Annotated in this window: 16 protein-coding genes; 7 read left to right on the top strand and 9 right to left on the bottom strand. The window is 68.0% G+C overall.

Translation table 11 applies throughout. The features are described from left to right. Positions 1 to 114: 114 nt before the first annotated feature. Positions 115 to 1779 (bottom strand): class I adenylate-forming enzyme family protein, encoded by a 1665-nt coding sequence (locus tag VEC57_09880; GenBank protein ID HYB99423.1) that lies wholly within the window; start codon positions 1777 to 1779, stop codon positions 115 to 117. Positions 1780 to 1880: 101 nt separating this feature from the next. On the opposite strand from VEC57_09880, the gene VEC57_09875 reads away from it, so the two are divergent. Continuing rightward, a complete protein-coding gene (locus tag VEC57_09875) occupies positions 1881 to 2933 on the top strand; it encodes an LLM class flavin-dependent oxidoreductase (protein ID HYB99422.1) in 1053 nt (350 codons plus the stop codon). Positions 2934 to 3107: 174 nt separating this feature from the next. On the opposite strand, the gene VEC57_09870 is transcribed toward VEC57_09875, so the two are convergent. From VEC57_09870 to VEC57_09860, 3 genes are all read right to left on the bottom strand, one after another. Continuing rightward, complete coding sequence (locus VEC57_09870) at positions 3108 to 3395, bottom strand: hypothetical protein (protein ID HYB99421.1); 288 nt, start codon at positions 3393 to 3395, stop codon at positions 3108 to 3110. Between the two features lie 254 nt (positions 3396 to 3649). Further along, positions 3650 to 3796 (bottom strand): hypothetical protein, encoded by a 147-nt coding sequence (locus VEC57_09865; protein HYB99420.1) that lies wholly within the window; start codon positions 3794 to 3796, stop codon positions 3650 to 3652. Positions 3797 to 3820: 24 nt separating this feature from the next. Further along, on the bottom strand, positions 3821 to 4525 hold the full coding sequence (locus VEC57_09860; GenBank protein ID HYB99419.1) for a TetR/AcrR family transcriptional regulator: 705 nt from the start codon (positions 4523 to 4525) through the stop codon (positions 3821 to 3823). Between the two features lie 198 nt (positions 4526 to 4723). On the opposite strand from VEC57_09860, the gene VEC57_09855 reads away from it, so the two are divergent. Next, a complete protein-coding gene (locus VEC57_09855; protein HYB99418.1) occupies positions 4724 to 6154 on the top strand; it encodes a sigma-54 dependent transcriptional regulator in 1431 nt (476 codons plus the stop codon). Between the two features lie 199 nt (positions 6155 to 6353). Further along, positions 6354 to 7325: a tetratricopeptide repeat protein gene (locus tag VEC57_09850; protein HYB99417.1), complete on the top strand. Its 972-nt coding sequence runs from the start codon at positions 6354 to 6356 to the stop codon at positions 7323 to 7325. Positions 7326 to 7442: 117 nt separating this feature from the next. On the opposite strand, the gene VEC57_09845 is transcribed toward VEC57_09850, so the two are convergent. Further along, positions 7443 to 7877 carry a DUF6010 family protein gene (locus VEC57_09845; protein HYB99416.1) on the bottom strand — a complete coding sequence of 145 codons (435 nt, stop codon included), beginning with the start codon at positions 7875 to 7877 and terminating at the stop codon, positions 7443 to 7445. 109 nt (positions 7878 to 7986) lie between these two features. On the opposite strand from VEC57_09845, the gene VEC57_09840 reads away from it, so the two are divergent. Then, the gene (locus VEC57_09840) at positions 7987 to 8913 is read left to right on the top strand and encodes a helix-turn-helix domain-containing protein (protein ID HYB99415.1); all 927 of its coding nucleotides are present in this window, start codon (positions 7987 to 7989) and stop codon (positions 8911 to 8913) included. 25 nt (positions 8914 to 8938) lie between these two features. On the opposite strand, the gene VEC57_09835 is transcribed toward VEC57_09840, so the two are convergent. The 3 genes from VEC57_09835 to VEC57_09825 form a co-directional block, all read right to left on the bottom strand. Then, positions 8939 to 11485, bottom strand: a complete 2547-nt coding sequence (locus VEC57_09835; protein HYB99414.1) for a GAF domain-containing sensor histidine kinase — start codon at positions 11483 to 11485, stop codon at positions 8939 to 8941. 133 nt (positions 11486 to 11618) lie between these two features. Continuing rightward, on the bottom strand, positions 11619 to 13700 hold the full coding sequence (locus tag VEC57_09830; GenBank protein ID HYB99413.1) for a hypothetical protein: 2082 nt from the start codon (positions 13698 to 13700) through the stop codon (positions 11619 to 11621). Continuing rightward, complete coding sequence (locus VEC57_09825; protein HYB99412.1) at positions 13697 to 14254, bottom strand: hypothetical protein; 558 nt, start codon at positions 14252 to 14254, stop codon at positions 13697 to 13699. The genes VEC57_09830 and VEC57_09825 overlap by 4 nt, the downstream gene beginning before the upstream one ends. Positions 14255 to 14572: 318 nt before the next feature. On the opposite strand from VEC57_09825, the gene VEC57_09820 reads away from it, so the two are divergent. Further along, positions 14573 to 15169, top strand: a complete 597-nt coding sequence (locus VEC57_09820) for a hypothetical protein (GenBank protein HYB99411.1) — start codon at positions 14573 to 14575, stop codon at positions 15167 to 15169. Between the two features lie 2 nt (positions 15170 to 15171). Beyond that, a complete protein-coding gene (gene arsS / locus VEC57_09815; GenBank protein HYB99410.1) occupies positions 15172 to 16182 on the top strand; it encodes an arsenosugar biosynthesis radical SAM (seleno)protein ArsS in 1011 nt (336 codons plus the stop codon). Positions 16183 to 16282: 100 nt separating this feature from the next. Here the strand turns inward: arsS and VEC57_09810 are convergent, their stop codons facing one another. Beyond that, complete coding sequence (locus tag VEC57_09810) at positions 16283 to 18364, bottom strand: DUF255 domain-containing protein (protein ID HYB99409.1); 2082 nt, start codon at positions 18362 to 18364, stop codon at positions 16283 to 16285. Positions 18365 to 18453: 89 nt separating this feature from the next. Here VEC57_09810 and VEC57_09805 point away from each other — a divergent pair, with 89 nt between their 5' ends. Further along, entirely contained in the window at positions 18454 to 19833 is a 1380-nt protein-coding gene (locus VEC57_09805) for an aldehyde dehydrogenase family protein (protein HYB99408.1), read from the top strand. The last annotated feature ends 208 nt before the right edge of the window (positions 19834 to 20041 follow it).

The raw sequence follows: 20041 nt of genomic DNA, 5'->3' as shown, positions 1-20041 counted from the left end.
AAGCCTGGAGCTCACGATGGGCATACGACTCCATGAATCACAATCGCTCCTGCTGCCCGTGCGAGCAACGGGTTGAGCCCCGGGCAGCCCCCAACAGGGCTGGTGGTGCAACCTCTACCGAAGCTGGTTCTTCAGGATCTTCCCCGCCGGATTTCGCGGCAGCGGCCCGTCGATGAAGTCGACGAACTCGGGAACCTTGAACGCGGCCATGTGCGCGGCCACGTGCCGCTTGACCGAATCGGCATCCAGCGTCGAGCCTTCCACTCGCTTGACCACTGCGCGAACGCGCTCGCCCATCTCGGCATCGGGGACGCCGACGATGGCGGCCTCGTCGATCTCCGGGTGGCTTGCCAGCACGTTCTCGATCTCGACGCAGTAGACGTTCTCGCCGCCGCGCAGGATCATGTCCTTGGCGCGATCGACGATGAACAGGAAACCTTCGTCGTCCAGATAGCCCACGTCGCCGGTGTAGAGCCATCCCACGCGTACGGTTTCGGCAGTGGCGTCGGGGCGGTTCCAGTATCCCGGCGTGATCGTCGGGCCATAGAAGAGGACTTCGCCGAGCTGTCCGCGCGGCACCTCGCGTCCCTGATCGTCGATGATCTTGCAGTCCAGGAACGGCGCCGGCCGCCCCGCCGCCGTCTTCTTTCCGAGCAGGTCCTTGCCGGCGTTGACCGTGGCCACGCCGTGCGTTTCGGTCAGCCCGTAGGCGTTCGTGAACATCGGCTCGACCGGCAGCACCTCGCGCGCCTTGTCGATGGTTTCGGGCGCCGTCGGCGCACCGCCGAAGGAGACGCTGCGCAGGCTGGACAGATCGTAGTTCCCGATGTTGGGTGAGTGCACGACGCGGTGGAGCATGGTCGGAATGGCCGGCCACATCGCGACCTTCTCGTCCTGGATCGTCTGCATGACCCGATCCGGATCGAACTTCCCGTCCAGGAACACCATCTTGACGCCTGCCGTGATTTGCGAGCAGACGCCCGAGTGAAGGCCGCCGACGTGGAACAGCGGCGAGGTCAGCAGGCTTGCCGGCTGGCCGCCGCTCGGAATCAGCTCGCGCCCCGAGAGGATGGAGTTGGCCATGCCGGCGAACAGGATGCCGAGCACCTGCGTGATCGTCCCGCGGTGCGTGGTGATGCAGCCCTTGGAGCGCCCGGTCGTGCCCGAGGTGTACAGGATCATGAACGGATCGTCCTCGTCGATGGGATCCTCGGGCATCCGATCGTTCTCGACGACGAGGTCGTCGAAGGAGACGACTCCCGAAGGCATCTCGCCTCCGCCGATGAGGAACACCTTCTCCAGCGTCGGCACCTTCGAAAGCACCGGCTGCACCCGCGGGAACAGGCGCCGGTCGACGACGAGGAAACGGCTGCCCGAATCGTTCAGGCCGTACTCGAGCTCTTCGCTCTGCCACCAGCCGTTGAGCGCGACGCCGATGCCGGCAGCCGATGTGGCACCGAAAGCGGCCAGCAGCCATTCGGGACTGTTGTAGGCAAGAATGGCCAGGCGGTCGCCCTTGCGCAGCCCATGCTCGATCTTGAGCTTGTGGGAGACGCCCCACACCAGGCGGACCATCTCGTCGTAGGCGATGCGGCGCGGGCCGCAGACGATGGCCGGCATGCCCTGGCGCGCTCCCGCATTCGCAAGCTTCTCGCGAATGGAGCGCTCGCGGTTCTTGAAGTTCCTCATCGGGAGGCCGCCGACCTCCTCGAGCACCAGCTCGAAGGGCCCGCCGGGTCCCGTCATCTGCTCGACGATCTGCTCGTAGGTGAAGGACATGCGGCGAACCTATCGCACCCGCCGCATCTGCCGCAACGGCCGCGGCCGTATCATCGCGTCGACGTCACCCGTAACATGGGTGCCCCATTGGAGGCAGCACCATGAAGTTCGGCGTCAGCTTCGCATCGCGCGTCGGCGACCATCATCTCGTCAAGCTGGCGGAGGATCTCGGCTTCGACGAGGCCTGGTTCTACGACTCGCAGATGATCTACTCCGACGTCTACGCCACGATGGCGCTGGCGGCCGATCGCACCTCGCGCATTCGCCTCGGCACCGGCGTCGCGGTCGTCAGCACGCGCATGGCGCCGGTGATCGCGCATTCCATCGCCACGATCGCCCAGCTCGCGCCGGGACGCGTCGATCTCGGCATCGGCACCGGCAACACCGCGCGCTACACGATGGCGCTGCCGCCCGTCCCGCTCTCGCGCCTGAAGAACGATGTGCGCGTCATCCGGCGATTGCTGGACGGCGAGACAGCCGACATGGAGGCCGAGGGAAGAAACGTCCGTGTTCGCTTCCTTCATCGCGAAGGCGGCTACCTCAACTTGCGCGAGCGCATCCCGATCATCCTGTCGGCGATGGCTCCGAGGATCCTCGAGTTCTGTGCCAGCGAGTGCGACGGACACATGATCTGGGGCATCTCGCCGCCGCTGCTGGCGACGGTGCGTCCGGCGATCGAGGCGGTGGCGGCCAGGTCGGGTCGCGCGCCGGTTCCGACCGTCGCCTTCATGCCGACGGTGGTGCTGGAGGCCGGCGAGACCAAGGCCTCGCCGCGCGTTCTGCGCGTGCTGGCCTCGTTCATCACCAATTGGCTGCACGTGCAGTGCGAATGGGGCGATCGCGCGCCGCTTGCCGGGACCGGCGACGTGGCCGAGATCGTTGCGGAGTACAAGGCCTACGTTGCCACACTGCCTCCGGATGAGCGCCATCTGACGCTTCACCGCGGGCACCTGTTGTTCGCGCGCGAGGACGAGAAGCGGTTCGTACGGCCCGAGCTAGTCGACAAAACGGCCATCGCCGCCGAGCCCGATGCGATCATCGACTACGTGCGGGCGCTCGAGCGCGGCGGCCTCCAGCAGTACGTCATCCCGATCAACGAGGATCCGGAGCGCGAGATGCGCCGCTTCGCCGAAACGGTGATGCAGCGATACTGATCGGGGTCAGTCTCGCATTCGAGCGTTTTGCCGCCACGCATCATTCCGCTCAAAAGCGAGACCGCACCCCGATCCGAAACGAAAAGCGCCGGGCACTTTGCGGCGTGCCCGGCGCAGTTCGCGACCATCTTTTCCGGGAGCCGGATGCGACCACGGTCGCATCCGGAATCACCCCTACATTCGACGGTCGCCGGTCTCCCCCCGGTGTTCGACAGAAGGTCGGAGTTGCGGTCCGACCTCTGCACGAATGTCACGATGAGCGCCGCGCGCATCCAGCCCGAGCGAGGTTAGAAGGCCGGGCGCGCGACGCTCACGTTCCGCCAGGCGCTTCCAGTCACGCCGGCTGGTCATGAGCAGATGAACGGTGGATGTGACGAGCAGGGCCAGACCGAGCACACGCAGCATCGCGTCGCTTCCGAGCAGCACCATGGCGCGTGCTCCGTCGATCGGCGTCGCCGCCACTGCCACACTCCCCAGCAGCAGCGACGACAGTCCGACGCCGACCCATCCCTCGCTCGCACGAGGGCTCCATGCCTCGCGCACACGTGTGCGCGACGCTTCGCTTGCCCGAGTGCCCGACGCTGCTGTCCCACTGCAGCGTCGGGACCCGAGCTCGCGCTTCCGGGTCATCCCCCTTCCCCCTTGGGATCGGCCCATCATGAAGCTCCAACCGATGCTCAGCATATCGAGTCTCCAATCCGGAAACGCCCGACGCGTCAGATGCTCCCGTTGGCGACGTAGCGCACGGCCGACATCACCAGCACCGTCAGCGTAGGCACGCCCAGGAGCAGCAGCCCGATGGACGGCAGAGTCTCGGCAAGTGTGAAACGATCGTCGGTGATGCTGGCTCGATCCATCGTCATGGCGGTACTCCGTATCGTCCGGGCTCAGCCGACCGCGACGCGCAGAGCATCGGTCTGCCCGGAGTGCGCGTGCCAGTTGTGGTCGGAAGCGATGCCTTCGAAGCAGAAATCGATGACCTGCTCGGCGTACGCGGCCAGAGCCTGCGCGCCGACTTCGTAACGGCCGTAGAGGCTCGAGACGAGAGAGCGCGATTCCAGATACTGGGAAGCCGAGCCGAGGATCATGAAGATCGTGGTGTGGAACGGTGCTGCGCGCAGCCCGCCGTCGGCGACCGCGCGGTCGTAGATCGTCTCGAGCTGGCCGAAGAGCGGTGCCAGGTGGCGCGACACCAGCCATTCGCGGCTCTCGTGATCGGCAGCGCCCTCATCGCGCAGCAGGCGATACATCGCGCGATTGGCGGCCAGGAAATAGACGAAGCGGCGCAGCACCAGACGCAGAGCGCTGGCGCCGTCCATGTTGCGTCCGTCCTCGACGGCGGCCTCGATCACGGTCGCGCAGCGCAGCATCAGCACGTCGACCGCCTCGCGCCAAAGGTTGGCCTTGGAGCCGAAGTGGTAGAGCAGCAGCGGCGCGGTGACGCCGAGCTTGCGGGCGATGGCGGCAAGTGAGGCGTCACCGAACCCGTGCTCGCCGAACTCCGCCAGGGCCGCCTCCAGAATCTGGGAGCGAATGCCCGTGCTCGGAGTGGCCGCAGAGCCCGGTCGCTTCGTCGGGGTCGCAAGTCGCATGGTGGTCATCCTTGTCACGCAACCCATAGAGCAACTGGTGTGCCACGGATGCGCCGTGAACGATTTCAATGACTTACGTCGCGGTCCCGTGCACCGTGCCGGTCCAAGAGGGCGGCGAGGTGGTCAAATGCCCACCTGGCAAGGTACACGGGCAGGGAAATCAGCAGATCGCCTGCCGCGCGGCGGGCCGAGGAGAGAATGGCCGACATCGTACTAGTGGAGGACGAGGATGTGCTGCGGCGCTACCTGACCGGCACGCTCCAGCGCCTGGAGCACACCGTTCGCGCCGCCGAAACCGCCGAAGACGGCCTGCGGCTGATCGAGGAGGGAGAGCCCGACATCCTGCTCACCGACTTCCAGCTGCCCGGCATGACCGGCTACGACCTTCTCAAGCTGGTCAAGGAATCGCATGCCACCGTGTCGGTGGTCTTGATCACGGCGCACGGCACGGTGGAGGATGCGGTCTCGGCCATGCGCGCGGGCGCCAGCGATTACCTCACCAAGCCCGTCAATCTCCAGGAGCTCAACCTCATCATCGAGCGCTGCGTGACCAGCAAGGGCATGCGCAACGAGCTCGAGTATTACCGGTCGCGCGATCTTGCGGGCGACGATGCGGGCTCGGGCATCGTCGGCGACTCGCCTGCCATCAAGGCGTTGCGGGAAATGGTGCTGAAGCTGGCGGGCCTCGAAAAGCGCGGCGGCGGCGGCCCCACGGTGCTCGTGACCGGCGAGACCGGCACGGGAAAGGGATTGATTGCGCGCGCCCTGCACCGTGCCGGGCCGCGCCGCGACGCTCCCTTCCTGGAGGTCAACTGCGCGGCCCTCCCCGATCACCTGCTCGAAGCCGAGCTGATGGGCTACGAGCGCGGCGCCTTCACCGGCGCCGTCAAGGCCAAGCCCGGCCTCTTCGAGGCTGCCGAGAGCGGCACCATCTTCCTCGACGAGATCGGCCGCATGAGCCTGGACCTGCAGGCCAAGATCCTGAAGGTCATCGATGAGCGCGTCCTGCGCCGGCTCGGCAGCACGCGCGATCGACCGATGCGCTGCTCGGTCATCACCGCCACCCACCTCGACCTTCCGAAGGCCGTGCGCGACGGCAACTTCCTTCCCGACCTCTACCACCGCATCAACGTGTTCCCGATCAAGTCGCCGCCGCTGCGCGAACGCGGAAGGGACATCATCCTGCTGGCCGAGCATTTCCTGCAGAAGCACGCCGCCGAATACGGAATGACGCCGCCCAGGCTCAGCGACCGCGCGCACGCGACGCTGCTCGACTACTCCTGGCCGGGGAACGTGCGCGAGCTCGCGCATGCGATGGAGCGCGCGGTGGTGCTGTGCCAGGGCGAATGGCTGGACGCGCCCGACATCCACCTGTTCGCGCCGAACGAGCCGCGCATGGAATGCGAAGACGGTGCGGCAACCGCCGGCGGCGCCGGCGGACCGATCCGCCGTGTCGGCGACTTCCGGCTCGACTTCAACGACGGCCCGATTTCTCTCGAGGAGATCGAGGCGTCGGCGCTGCGTCAGGCGTTCGAGCACGCCGGCGGCAACCGCGTGGTGGCCGCGCGCCTGCTCGGCATGTCGAAGGACACGCTGCGCTACAGACTGGAGAAGTTCCAGATCGGCTGACACGGCGCACCGCCGGCGTGGCGATGGACACATGCGCCATTCGATGACCGCTCGGGCCGTGCGGCGCGGCGACGGCCGGCTGGTGGCAGCTTTGCCGTCGCGGTAGCACACGCCCATGCAACGGCCCGTCCTCCTCGCATCCTTCATTGCCGCAGCCCTGGTCTGCACGGCATGCCAGCCAGCTACGGCTCCTCGGCAGATGCCGCAGCCGAGAATCGGCAGCGACGACTACTACGCGCGGCGGAAGACGCTGCTCGAGGTGATCCGTCGCGGCGGTCAGACGGCGGACTTCGCGCTCGCCGTCGACTCGCTGGCCCTGCTCGATGGCCGTTGGCTCTTTCCGGACGACGTTTCCTCATGTTCGCGAGAAGCCAGGGCGAGCTTCCACGAGGGCGAGGACCTGTTTGCGCAGGGCCGCTTCGACGACGCCATCCCGCATTACGAAGCGGCATCGGCGCTCTGCCCGGGAAATGCCGTCATCCGCACCGCCTACGCGGATGTGCACTACCGGAAGGGCGATTTCGAAAAGGCACGCGAAGGGTTTCACGCGGCGCTCGCACTGGATCCCTGGAATCGTGCTGCCCATCGCTACCTGAGCGACACCGAGGACCGGCTCGGCAACCGCCACGCGGCCTACGAGGAAGCCGTCCTCGCCGTCGTGAGCGACCCGACGTACGAGCTGGGATGGTACACGCTGCGGCTTCGCATGGGCGGCGGTGACGACATGGACCGGAGCCACTTCTTCAGGCCGGCCGACGTCAACGGGGCCGACAGCAGTCTGATGATGGATCCCACGGCTCTAGGCGACTACGGCGACGTATGGATGACCTATGCCCTGGCCAAGCTCTCCGCCCCACCACCGCATGACTCGTCGATGCATGCCCGCGAGCTGTACGGAGTGCGCGCGGCGTTATCGCAGTGCAAGGCGACAGTACGTGCGGACGCTCCTGGAGAGAATAGATCATCGCCGGGGTCGGTCTGGAGACGCCTGCAGCGTGCGGAGGATGCCGGTTTTCTGGAGGAAGCAGTCTTCGTCCATCTCATGAGCCCGTGGCTGCGCGACGACTACGTCGCGTTTCGTGCGGCCAGACGGGCTCGCCTGATCGAGTATGTCCAACGTATAGCGCCGCTGCGGCCCTTGTCGGCCACGGGCCGTGTGCCGCGCGCCTGAGCGGGCCGGGAAGGCGCCAGCCGTGAACGATCGGCGGCTTCGCGGCTCCCGTGCCGGCAGATCACGCACGCATGATTGCGCGGTTCCGCGCGATCGGCTTCACGGGAGCCTCGCTCCTCACGCGCCTTGCACGGCGGGCGAAGCTCGTCGATCCGCAGCGACGAAGAGCGAGGGAGCTCCGGCAAAGAACCAGATCGCCAGCACGGCGTCGAAGATCATGCACCCGAACGATGAGCCCGGCATGAAGGGCCAGATCGGGTTGCCGTACGCGTGGTGTGCCACGTCCCAGGCCGAGTGCAGGAGCCAGGCCAGTCCGATGTAGCGGTGCGATCGCAGGCCGAGATAGGCGATCGGCGCCGCGATTGCAGGATACAGCAGCTCCCACACGCCGAAGCCGCCGCTCAAGTAGGTTGCGCTCGCCCCGGCGACGAAGATCGCATTGAAGTTGCGCCTCGCCGGTTCCTTGACCAGAGACATGACGGCGATGAAGACCAGCGCTCCAAGCGTCGGCCCCAGGTAGTCCATGATCGAACGTGTGGCTTCCGCCTCCATGTCGTTCCTCCTCGCACGATTCTAGGAAACGCGGCAGACTCGGCCAGTGGCCAGAAAGACACCGAGCGCAGGAATCGAGCCAAATCCACCGTCGCCTCACGTCGTCGCCGTGCTCGCCTTCGATGGCGTCGTCCTCGGAGACCTCGCCGTTCCATGCGAAATCTTCGGCCGTGCTCGCAGCGGCGCTGGGCACCCTCTCTATGACGTGCGCGTCTGCAGCGCCTCCGCCACGGTCGAGTCGGCGCACGTCGCACTGTCCGTGCCCTGGCGGCTGTCTTCGCTGGCACGTGCTGCGACGGTGATCGTGCCCGGCATCGACGACGTGGATCGACTCGTTGCGCAGGAAGTGGTGCGTGCGGTCCGCCGCGCCGTCGACCGCGGCGCTCGGGTGGCCTCGATCTGCAGCGGCGCGTTCATCCTTGCGGCAACGGGCGCCTTGGATGGTTTGCGCGCCACGACGCACTGGGGCGGAGCGGCCGAGCTTGCGCGGCGGTACCCGAGCATCGACGTCGACCCCGACGTCCTCTACGTCGACAACGGCCGCCTGCTCACCTCGGCCGGAGCCGCAGCGGGCTTCGATCTATGCCTCCATCTCGTGCGGCGCGACCATGGCGCCGCCGTTGCGGCCGAGGTTGCTCGCGCTGCCGTGCTTCCGCTGGAGCGGTCGGGCGGCCAGGCGCAATTCATCACGCACGAGCCGCCGGCGCTGGAGGGCAGCTCGCTCGGCCCGGTGCTGGAATGGCTCGACGCCAATCTCCATCGCGATCTGTCGCTTCCGGTCGTGGCGCGGCGTGCGGCCATGAGCACGAGGACTTTGAGCAGGCGGTTTCGCGAGCAGGTCGGGACGACGCCGGCGGCGTGGATCAACCGGGCTCGCGTGCGGCGCGCGCAGCGCCTGCTCGAGACGACGGGCTCGCCGGTGGAAGCCATCGCCGAAAAGGTCGGCTTCGGGTCGGCGGCGGTCCTTCGGCAGCACTTCGCGCAGGTGGTCGGCACGAGCCCGCTGGCATACCGGAGGTCGTTCGCCGTGCGATGAGTACGTGGCGCTCGACAGCTGAACCTCACGCCGCCGGCACCGTGACCGTGAACGTCGTTCCCCTGCCCATCGCGGTGTCGACCGCGACGCTCCCGCTGTGACGTTCGACGATCTTCTTCACCGTGGCCAGGCCGAAGCCCGTTCCCTGCTTCTTGGTGGTGAAGAACAGATCGAAGATCCGCGCCCGCTTGTCCTCGGGAATTCCCGGGCCGTTGTCGGCAACCTCCACCCAGGCGCTGGAGGTGCCGTTGGAGGATGCGCGCCCGCTGCGGACGATGACGCGCCCATCCTCGGGCGATGCGTCGATGGCGTTGGCCACCAGCTCGACGATCACCTGCTCGAACAGCGTCGGATCCAGGCGCGCCGTGCCCGCGCCGTCGCCCTCGAATACCAGCTGCACGCGCTTCTGCGAGGCCCTGGCACGAGAGACGTCGACGGCACGCGCGATCATCTGGTCGAAGTCGACGAGCTCCGGATGCGGCTCGAACGGACGCGAGAAGTCCAGCAGATCACGAATGCGCTTCTCCAGGCGGCCTGCCTCCGAGCTGATGTCGCGGAAGTTCTCGGCCGCCGCGTGGTTCTCGAACTCCATGCCGCCGAACTCGGCCGCCATCTTGATCGCCGCCAGCGGATTGCGCATGGCGTGCGCCACCGCGCCCGACAGCTCGCCGATGGCAGCCAGGCGCTCGGAGCGGATCAGCTGGTCTTGCGCCTCATGCAGCTCCCGGTTGGCCTGCGTCAGCGCCTGCGCCTTCGCCGCCAGGTCGAGGTTGAGCAGGCCGATCGTCTGGTAGGCATGGGCGTTCTCGAGCGCGACGGCGAGCTGATCCGACATCGTGCGCAGCAGCTCCGCATCGTCGGCCGTGTGATAGCCGCCGGCGCGCTTGCGGCCTACGGCCAGGAAACCCGTCAGTCGGCCCTCCAGCCGCATGCTCGTGGCGAGCACACGCTCGACGGCGGAGAGCTCGGGCAGCACGGCGGCCACCGCCGGCTCGGCCGCCGGCGAGGACGCGATCCCGGTGGTCAGAAGATCGCTCCCGCGCATCGCATCCACGGCTTCGGCCAGCTCGGGCGCCGGGTCGTCCCGAACGAGCAGGCGGCCATTGCCTCCCGCGTCGTGGATCAGCAGCCCGCGGCGCGTGACGCTGCCGTCGGCGGCGACCGTGAAGATCTCGGCGCTGACCGGCTGCACCGTCTCGTCGATCAGCTCGAGCGCCGTACGCACCAGCGCCTCGAAATCCAGGATCGAGCTGAAGCGGCGTGAGACCGACCGCACGACGTCGCGGTACTCGTAGCGGCGCCGGTCGTAGAGCCGGTCGACGAAGCCCTGCACGCGGTCGCGGCTGGGATTGAGCAGCAGCAGCAACGCCAGAACCACGAGCCCCGATGTCAGGCGCTCGGCCACGCCGGTGAGGTTCGCGAACAGCAGCTCGAGAACCGTAATCGTCAGCCCATAGGCTCCGAGCACCGCAGCGCTGAGAATCACGTATGCCAGCGCCCGCTTGATCAGCCGGTCGATGTCGAAGAGGTCGTGCTTGGCGATCGCGTAGCCGATCCCGACCGGGAAGATGACGAAAAACACGGTGAGCACATTGAAGGGGATGGCCGCCAGGCCCGCATACAGCGCGAACACCGCCACCGCCGGCAGGAAGGCTCCGAGGCTGGCCAGCAGCACGACCTTCGTCCTTTGGCGCACCGCCTGGTCGCGCGCCGTGGCAAAGTGCCATGCGAAGAAACCGAGCGCGGTCAGGATGCTCGCGGCCAGGTACACGTGAAAGAGCCGGTCCAGCAGCAGCAGCGCGCTGCGGTCGCGGAAGAACACGAAGTTGGATGCAATGCCGAAGGCTAGCGAGACGCCGAGCGCCAGCAGCAGCGCCGGAGTCTCCCAGCGGCGGCGCACGCGGCCCACGGGGAAGAAACTCAACACGACCAGGGCGGTGGTGGGGGCGCACCCTGCGAAGAAAAAGTACAGCTCGCGAAAGTAGTACGGACCGAAAAGATCGATCGCCGTGGCCAGATACAGCGACAGCATGGTCGCGAACGCGAACAGCGACCCGGCATCGCCGCCGCGCGGCTTCAGATACAGCATGATCACGGCCAGCGTCATCAGCGCCAGCGCGTCGAGCAGATAGATGCCGGTGCTCTCGAAGTACTCGCGAAGCCCGAAGGTTCGCACCGGCACTTGCACCGTGTAGCGCTGGCCCTGGTGCTCCGCCTCGTACGTGACGGAGTCGCCGGCGCGCTTGCCGGCCAGCACGCGCTGCAGATCGGCGGCATCGGCCAACGGCACGCGGTCGGCCGACAGGAGCCACGAGTGATAGCGAAGACCGGACTCGACGCCGCTCCACGAGGACGCGCCGATGGCAGGCACGAACAGGTTCTCCCAGACGAAAAAGCCCGGGAAGGGCTGACCGATGCGCGCGGCCGAATTGAAGCCGCACACCGAGACGATCACCAACGCCGCGATGGCCGCGACCACGCGTGCGATGCCCGGGGCCAGCAGCCGCGACGGCATGCCGGGAGGGGCGGGCGCTGCGAAGGCGCGTTGCGTCGTGGTCGTCGTCGGGGTCACGGACGCCGTACTCTACGAAAGAACCCGCCGTCAGGCATGGTCTCGTCCAACGCCATCGCCAGCAACCCCGGCCACGGCGCGCGCATCCGCCATCTGCCGGCGCGCGCTGCCGGAGAACCGCCGCGCCGGCTTCCTACTGACCCGCCGCGCAGCGGATCGAGCGCAGCGTGGTCGTGCAGGAGACGAGGCTTGTGAACGCGTCGTCGCCGATACCGAGCGACAGCACCAGCCCGTTCTCGATGGTCTCGGCGGGCGTGGTGTCGAGGATGCCGAAGCCCCGCGCGACAAGCGTCGCCTTGATCGCGGTGCCTCGCACCTTGATTCGCAGCTTGCGAATGCCGGCATTGCTGCCCTCGCCGTCTTCGTAGACGTAGATGCCCGGCCGCCTGACCGTCAGCGCTCCGGCCAGAGAGGCGAAATAATGCAGGCGGTCGCCTTCGACCAGCGACACCTCCACTTCCTCGCCATCGGGCGCGATGCTCTGCCCGACGTCGAGCGGAAAGCGCAGGTTCAGCTTGACGTAGTCGGGTCCGACGGCGGCGCGCGGCTGCAGCTTGGCGTTGACGCGCGAGAACGTGCCGCGGAAACGCGACAGCGCCTGCGCACATTCCAGGCAGCCGGAAGTCTCGTCGTCGATCACGCAGGTGCCATCGCAGCAGTTGCCCTGGCCGTCGCCGTCGGTGTCGACCTGCGCAGGATTGACCGTATCGGGGCAGTTGTCGTCGCAGGGAACTTCGTCGGCGATCGCCTCGGCGGTGCAGGGGCTGTCGCCGACGACGAGGCTGCCGTCGCCGTCGTCGGGAACGTTGTCGCCGTCGGTGTCGAGGTCGCCGGAGGCCGAGACCGTGACGACCGCCTGGTCGCGGATGACCGGGAGCGCCGGCGGAGGATCGAGCACGTCCAGCGTGCCTCCGCCGACGACGCTGTCGGTGCCGAGCGTGACGACGATGCCGTCGGCGCCGTCCAGATTGACGAACTCGAACTCCGTGTTGGAGTTGAAGTCGGGCGTCAGGATCTTCAGGCCGCCTTCGGCATGCAGCTTGACGTCGAACCCGCCGCCAGGCGGGTCGGCGACGTTGCCGAGAGCATCCACCGGCAGCAGGCGAAGCTCGACGACGTTTCCGGCCGCCACCGCGATCTCGCCCGCCGGAACCACCAGCTTGCGGCCGAAGCCGCCGATCCCGGGTGCCACGCGCGCCGTCAACCTGGAAGAGGGCACATAGGTGAGCGGGTCGGCGTTGCGGAACAGCCGTGCGCCCACGACGTCGCCGCTGACGGAGACGAACTGGTCGGTGCTGGCATTGCTGCCATCGACCGGAACCGAGAACACGTTGGGAAGATCGGGGTGATCGGGAGCCGGCAGGAAGAACTCGGACGGATTGTAGAAGAGGATGTTGGGCCCTTCGGGATCGGGCGCGTTCGGCTCATCCAGATAGACGATCTTGACCGGATCGAGCGGCGGAAAGAACGGCCACTGCGTCAGGATCGGCGTGCCATCCGACCACAGCTGGTTCGAATCGCTGCCGGTGTACATGCCGGCCGCAAGGCCCACGACCAGCCCACCCATGCTTGCCGGCGCACCCACGCGAATGCCGAGGGTATGCGTGAAGCGACCCGACGTCGCCTGTCCGACCTGACGGCCGAGATGCGCGAGCGCCTCCTGCAGCTCGATGGCGTTGTCGAGATTGCCGTCGCCGCTGTGCGGGCCGATGCGGCCGTCGCCATCCAGGTCGGCGTACGCGAAAACCGCCACCGGACGGGCATCCAGCTCGCTCGTCGTGAGCACGGTGCCGTACATCTCGGTGCCGGGCCCGTCGGTGACGAAGGTCGTGAAACCGATCTCGTCGCCCTGGTTGCTGTTGCCGCCGCCGGCCACGTTCTGGAACAACGTAGGATTGCCCGCGCTGCCCGCGGGTGCCGGAACGTCGGGCTCGGTGAGAAAGCTGCCGACGCGGACGGCGAGGTCGACGTCGCCGATGAAGTCGTTGTCGATGATCGGCTCGCCCGCGTTCCAGTCGCCGCGGGGGCCGTCGGACGGCAGCACCAGCGGCAGGCCGGGCAGCATCGGATAGGGCCCGGTCAGCGGATCGCACGGGTCGCCGTCGAACACGGTCGGCACCACGTCGCACGGCGTGGCCTGCGCCGCGGCCGGCGTCAGGGCCAGCGCGACCACTGCGGCCGCCAGCAGCTCCTTCATCGATGAGGAGCGGCTCACTGCGCCGCTCCGAAATCGTCGCGTTTGGCGGGGTTGCCCTCGGGCTCCTTGAGCGAGCGCGATAGCGTGTTGCTGATGATGGGTGAGACGTAGTCGCCGTCGATCACCAGATAGGCGATGGCGTTCAGAGGACCGGTGCCGGCCGGAATGGGCACGGCCAGCTTCATGCGCTGGGATTCCAGGCTGACGAAGTGCGCCGTCGGATCGACGGCGCCTGCCGCCTCGATGCCGACGATCTTGGATCCGTCCAGGCCTTCGTCGACGTAGGTCGAGAGGCCGGGGAAATAGCCGGCGTAGGCAGTGTCGGGGTACTGCACCCGCACGAAGTTGTCGTCGCGGGTCAGAAGGACGTTGAAGGAGAGGCCGCTGGCAACCTGCAGCAGGTTGTCGAACTCCCACGTCCCGCCGAGACGGACGATGGCGCCGGAGACGGTGGGCTCGACCTGCATCGAGCCCAGCGCGACGAGCACTCGACAGGAGCCGGCACGCACGGCAGCAACGCCGGCAGCCACGAGAAATGCGCTGCAGACGAATGCGACGCCGAGAGTGCGCAAGCGGCTTCGCGCGTGGTTATCGCCGCTCGAGGAAGCGGCGCGGTGCGGTAGCATAATCCCCCCTCCTGCTCGACTTATTGTCACTCCGACGACCGCAAGACAACCCGGTTTTGACGCGCGCACGACGGCCAACATCGGGTCGCGGCGAAGCCGGGCCGACTCCGCGCAGCCTTACTCGACGTTCAATGGCGCGCTCAGGTGTGCGGCGGGCAGACAGTGCGGACGATACGGCGATCCTCGCCAGGCGCACGATGCGCGATCCAGTGCCGCATGCCGCTTCCTTGCCTGATTACCGCTGCGCGCGCAGTATAGCCGTCCATGGTCGAGCGACGGTGCGCGTTTCCCGCGGGAATCCTCGCGGCTTCGGTGACCCTGGGGCTGCTGTGGCCGCTGCCGGGCTCGTCGGACGCTGCCGATGCGCCGCCCTCGGCCGCTGCCGTCGGCACTGACGATCGGGGTCGTCCCTCCGACGACGCTGCGGCTGGCGGCGACCGGACCGCGGCATCGAAGCCGGGTCAGGAGCTGTCGCCCGCGTCGATCGAGATTCGCAACATCGCCACGTCCTGGGACAACCTCTCGGAGCTGTTCTCGGGCGGAAGCATGGCCAACCCGTTCTCCGAAGGAAGCGTCTTCGTGATTCGCGGAGAGCTGATCAACCGCAGCGGAAGCCCGGTCCATCACGTGCTCCTGCGCTATGAGCTGCTCGGCCCCACCGGCGAGGTCGTGCACGACCTGGAGGGATACAATCGCCTCGCCGAGGCGATGCGGCCCGACGAGTCGGGCAAGGTCGATTCGGCCGCCGTCCGATCCATCCCGCCTCGCGGCAGTGACACTTTCCGCATGGTCTTCTTCAGCGAAGAGATTCCGCGCTTCAGCTCGCACCGTGTGCGCGTGATCGAAGTGCACGGCCGCTAGCGATGAGCGTTCCGGCCGAGCGCGCCGGCAGCGCCGCCGTCGCAGGAGCGCGTGGTTTCCTCACGGTCCTGCGCGATCACGACCTCGATGCGCCCGTCCGGCAGCGCTGCACCACGCTGCAGATCAACGTCGGCAAGATCTGCAATCAGGCGTGCCATCACTGCCACGTCGAGGCCGGTCCGAAGAGGACCGAGACCATGACGGCCGCCACGGCCGAACGCGTGCTGGAGCTGCTGGCGGCATCGCGCGACGTGGCGTTACTGGACATCACCGGCGGCGCGCCCGAGCTGAACGAGTTCTTCGCCACCATCGTGGAACGGGCGCGCGCTCTCGGGCGTCGCGTGTGCGTTCGCTCCAACCTGACGGTGCTGTTCGAGCCGGGAATGGCGTGGCTGCCGGAGTTCTACCGCCGCAACGGCGTCGAGCTGGTCTGCTCGCTGCCCTGCTACACCGGTGCGAACGTCGACCGGCAGCGCGGGCGCGGCGTCTTCGACCGGAGCATCGAGGCGCTGCGGCTGCTTTGCAGCCTCGGCTACGGCCAGCCCGACAGCGGCCTCGACCTCGATCTCGTCTACAATCCTCTCGGTGCGTTCCTGCCGCCGGCGCAGGCCGAGCTCGAGCAGAAATATCGGGAAGAGCTTGCCCGCCTCTACGGGATCCGTTTCCGCCGTCTGCTGACGATCACGAACATGCCGATCAAGCGCTTCGCGGAGATGCTCGAGCGCACCGGCGAGTACGAGCGCTACATGAGCCTGCTCGTGCAGCACTTCAATCCGGCGACCGTCGGCGCGCTGATGTGCCGCGACATGATCAGTGTCGGATACGACGGCTCGATCTACGATTGCGACTTCAATCAGATGCTGGAGATGCCGCTCGTGCGCCAGGGCGCGGCGCAGACGCTTTGGACGATCGACAACATCGACGATCTTGCCGGCACCGCCATCGCCACCGCCTCGCACTGCTTCGGATGCACCGCCGGCGCAGGCTCCAGCTGCCAGGGCGCGCTGTCGTAACGGCAGGTTGCGGCAGCAGCCGGCGGACATCGCTGGCGTCGCTGGCGGTCTTTCTCCGGTAAGCCGCCGGGAGCATCGGCGATGGACGCGCGCCGGCGCTTCAGTCCATGTCGGGAGGAACCACGCTGGCCAGCGCAGCTGCGAGCTGACGCGGATCGTCGGTCCCCGGGCGGCATACGTGGCTCTCGCAGACGTACGCGGTGGCACGGCCGGCGTTGGCGACTTTCTGCGCAGCGACGGGCAGCGGCGGCGGCTTCCCGTCGGCGACGATGATCGCACGGTTCGGCAGATACGTTCGCGCCAGCACGCGCCGCAGCGGCTCGGCTTCGGCGCCCTCTGGTACCACCAGGACGACGTTCTTGAAGGGATCATCGTACGCATCCAGCCCCGCGGCCAGAGCGGGCGCGGTCAACGGCCGGAATTCCAGCACGTGGGAGAATGCACGCAGCGTGCGCTCGGCCGCCTCGCGGTAGACCTGCGCGTCCGTGAACGCGTAAAGGCGCATCAGCAGCACCACCGCCGCCGAGTTGCCGCTCGGCAGCGCGGTGTCGGAATCGGGCTTGGGCCGGAACAGCAGCGGCTCGGCATCGGCGGCCGTCAGGAAGAAGCCTCCCGTGCCGGCATGCTCGAAGCGCGCGATCATCTCGTCGGCCAGCTCCCGCGCGGCCTGCAGCCAGCGCGGATCGGGATCGGCTTCGAACAGATCGAGCAGCCCGGCGGAGAGGAAGACGTAGTCGTCCAGGTACGCATCGGCGTTGCCACACGCCGCGCCGTCCTCGTAGATGCAGTGCACGAGCGTGGCCGTGGCGGCGACAGACGCGCTCGGCACGGGCGTGCGCCGATGACGTTTCAGGACGGCATCGGCAGCAGCCACGGCGCGTGCGTGCAGCTCACCATCGCCGAAGAGCATGGCGCCGCGCGCGAGCGCGCCGATGGCCAGACCGTTGGCGTCGGCGAGCAGCGCCTCGTTGCGACGCGGCACGTGCCTCGTCTCGCGCTCGCGTCGCAGCCGTTCACGGGCCTCGGTGGATGCCAGCGCCGCGGAGCGCTGGTCGTCGGACAGCTCGTAGTAGCAACCGGTGCAGGGCTTGCCATCCGCGCCGGCGCTCTCGGAATCCAGCGACGCGTACAGCGCGCCCGACGGCGACGACAATCGCCGGACCATGAAGTCGAGCGTGGTTCGCGCCGTCTGTGCGAGCTCGTCGCGACCGCTCGTCTGCCAGGCATCCATGTACGCCGCGGCAATGGCCGCATTGTCGGCCAGAGTCTTCTCGTAGGCCGGGTTCCGCCACGCCGGGCCGCGCGCGTAGCGGTGAAAGCCGCCGTCGACGGGATCGTGCAGAGGGCTCTGGCGTGCGTGCAGCAGCGTCGTCTCGACCATCTCGCGCGCCACGGTCTGCCCGGTGCGCCGGTGCAGCCGCAGCAGGAAGTCGAGCGCGGGCGGCCGCACGAAGCGCGGCGAGTCGCCGAAGCCGCCGGTCTCGCGATCGTAGCTGTGCGCGAGGTAGAGCATGAGCGGCCCGAACACCTTGCCGGTCTCGGGCACGTCGCCCGCCGGCCGCGGCTGCGAGTAGACGCGCAGACGGTCGTTGATGTCGTAGGCGCGCATGCTGACGACGTCCATTCCCATTTCGACGTCGTTGGCCACCCCTTCGACGACGTCGCGGAGATCGCGGCGCTCGCCGCTGGCGGCCGCTCCGTACGTGTACGCCTGGAAGGGCGCGCCGCTGGAATCGAGGAAGACGACCGCCGGCCAGCCCGCGCCCCCGGTCAGCAGTCGCACGGCGATCATGTAGACCGCATCCAGATCGGGCCGCTCGTCGCGATCGACGAGCACGGGGATGAATCGCTCGTTGACGTATTCGGCGAACTCGGGATCGGAGAACGGGCCGCGCGCGAGCACGTGACAGCCCTGGCAAGCGCCGAAGCCGAGCACGAGCATCACCGGCCGAGAAAGCCTCTCTGCTTCCTGCAGCGGCTGATGCCGCCACGTGCGCCAGTGCACCGGCTGTGCCGCGTGATCGCGAAGGTAGGCGCTTGTCTCGTCGCCGAGCCGGTTGGCCGGCGGCGTCGGCGCATGGCGCGCTCCTGCAGCGCGCTGCGGCGCCGTGTCCTGCTCGGTGCAGCCGCCCAGGAGGGCGGGCGATGCCAGCAGCAGGATGGCCAGGGCGAGAGAACGCACCAAACGACCATATCGAAGATCGGCGAGCGTCCCGAATCGCCGCCTGCAGCGCGGTTGGACCTGCGCCGCTTTTTCGCCGAAGTTCGGGCATGCAGGCAACCGTCGACAATCCCTCCACCGGCGAAGTGGCAGCGACGTTCGAGATGCTGTCGGCGCAGGCGGTCGAGCCGCTGCTGGCGCGTGCGCAGCGCGCCGCGGGCGACTGGCGCGCAACGCCGCTGCAAGAGCGCGTCGACCTTTGCAGCCGCTTTCTGCAAGCGTTCGACGCACGCGCCGAAACCATCGCGCGCGAGCTGGCCGAGCAGATGGGCAAGCCGCTTCCGCAAGGTCGCGGCGAAGTCCGCACGATGCGCGCACGCGCCGAGCACATGATGGCGGCGGCGTCGCGGTGCCTGGCCGACGCGATGCTCGAGCCGAAGGCAGGCTTCGAGCGCCGCATCCAGCGCGTGCCCGTCGGAATCGTCCTCGACATCGCCGCGTGGAACTATCCGCTGCTGATCGCCATCAATGTCGTCGTGCCGGCGGTGCTGTCGGGCAATGCGGTGATCCTGAAGCATTCGCGCCGCACGCCGAGCTGCGCCCGGCACTTCGAGGAGGCTTTCGCCGCCGCGGGCGCGCCCGATGGCCTGGTTGCCGGCGTCGTCGCGGAGCATGGCATCACCGCCGCCATCGTCTCCGACGCCCGTGTCGGCTATGTCGCATTCACCGGTTCGGTCGAGGGCGGGCGCGCGGTTTCGCGGGCCGCTGCCGGTCGCTTCATCGACGTCGGCCTCGAGCTCGGCGGCAAGGATGCGGCCTACGTCCGCTCGGACGTCGACATCGCGGCCGTGGCGGAAGCGCTGGCCGAGGGCGCATTCTACAACTCGGGCCAGAGCTGCTGCGCCGTCGAGCGCATCTACGTCGATCACAGGATCTACGCCGACTTCGTCGATGCGCTGACCGAGGCGGCGCGCGCGTGGAAGCCGGGCGATCCCCTCGATGAACGAACGATGCTCGGCCCCATGGCCCAGGCCGACGCGGTGGCGTCGCTGCAGGAGCAACTCGACGATGCCGTCGGCAAGGGTGCGCGCGTGACCACCGGCGGCAACGCCGTGCAGCTCGGCGGGCGCGGCCGCTGGTTCGAGGCCACCGTGGCCGCGGACACGAACCATTCCATGACCATCGCGACGGAAGAGAGCTTCGGGCCCGTGGTCGCCGTGGCTCCGATCGCAGGCGACGAAGAGGCGATCCGACAGATGAATGACAGCCGCTACGGCCTTACGGCTTCCATCTGGAGCCGCGACGTCGACGCCGCCCGCCGAGTCGCGCCCCACGTCGAAGCGGGCACCATCTTCCTCAACCGCTGCGACTTCCTCGACCCGGCCCTCCCTTGGTCAGGCTGGAAAGACAGCGGCGTCGGCGTGACGTTGTCCGACTACGGCTTCGACCGAATGACGAAAACGCGCGCGTGGCACTTCCGCCTTCCTTGAGTGACACAGGCGGCCGCCGATAGTGCCCGAGATGCAAGGCGCACGGCGAGAAGCGAGTGTAAGCGGGCTGGAGGCCCGCTGGAGCGAGCGACGAGGCGTGCAACGCCGCAGATCGGGCGCTAGCGGCAGTGGCACAGGCGGCCGCCGATAGTGCCCGAGATGCAAGGCGCACGGCGAGAAGCGAGCGTAAGCGGGCTGGAGGCCCGCT

The organism is Candidatus Limnocylindrales bacterium, assembly GCA_035626395.1.
In the GTDB taxonomy this organism is placed as follows: Bacteria; Desulfobacterota; Binatia; order UBA1149; family CAITLU01; genus DASPNH01.
The sequence above is the reverse complement of the archived record's forward strand: the minus strand, read 5'-3'. Positions and strand labels throughout refer to the sequence as shown.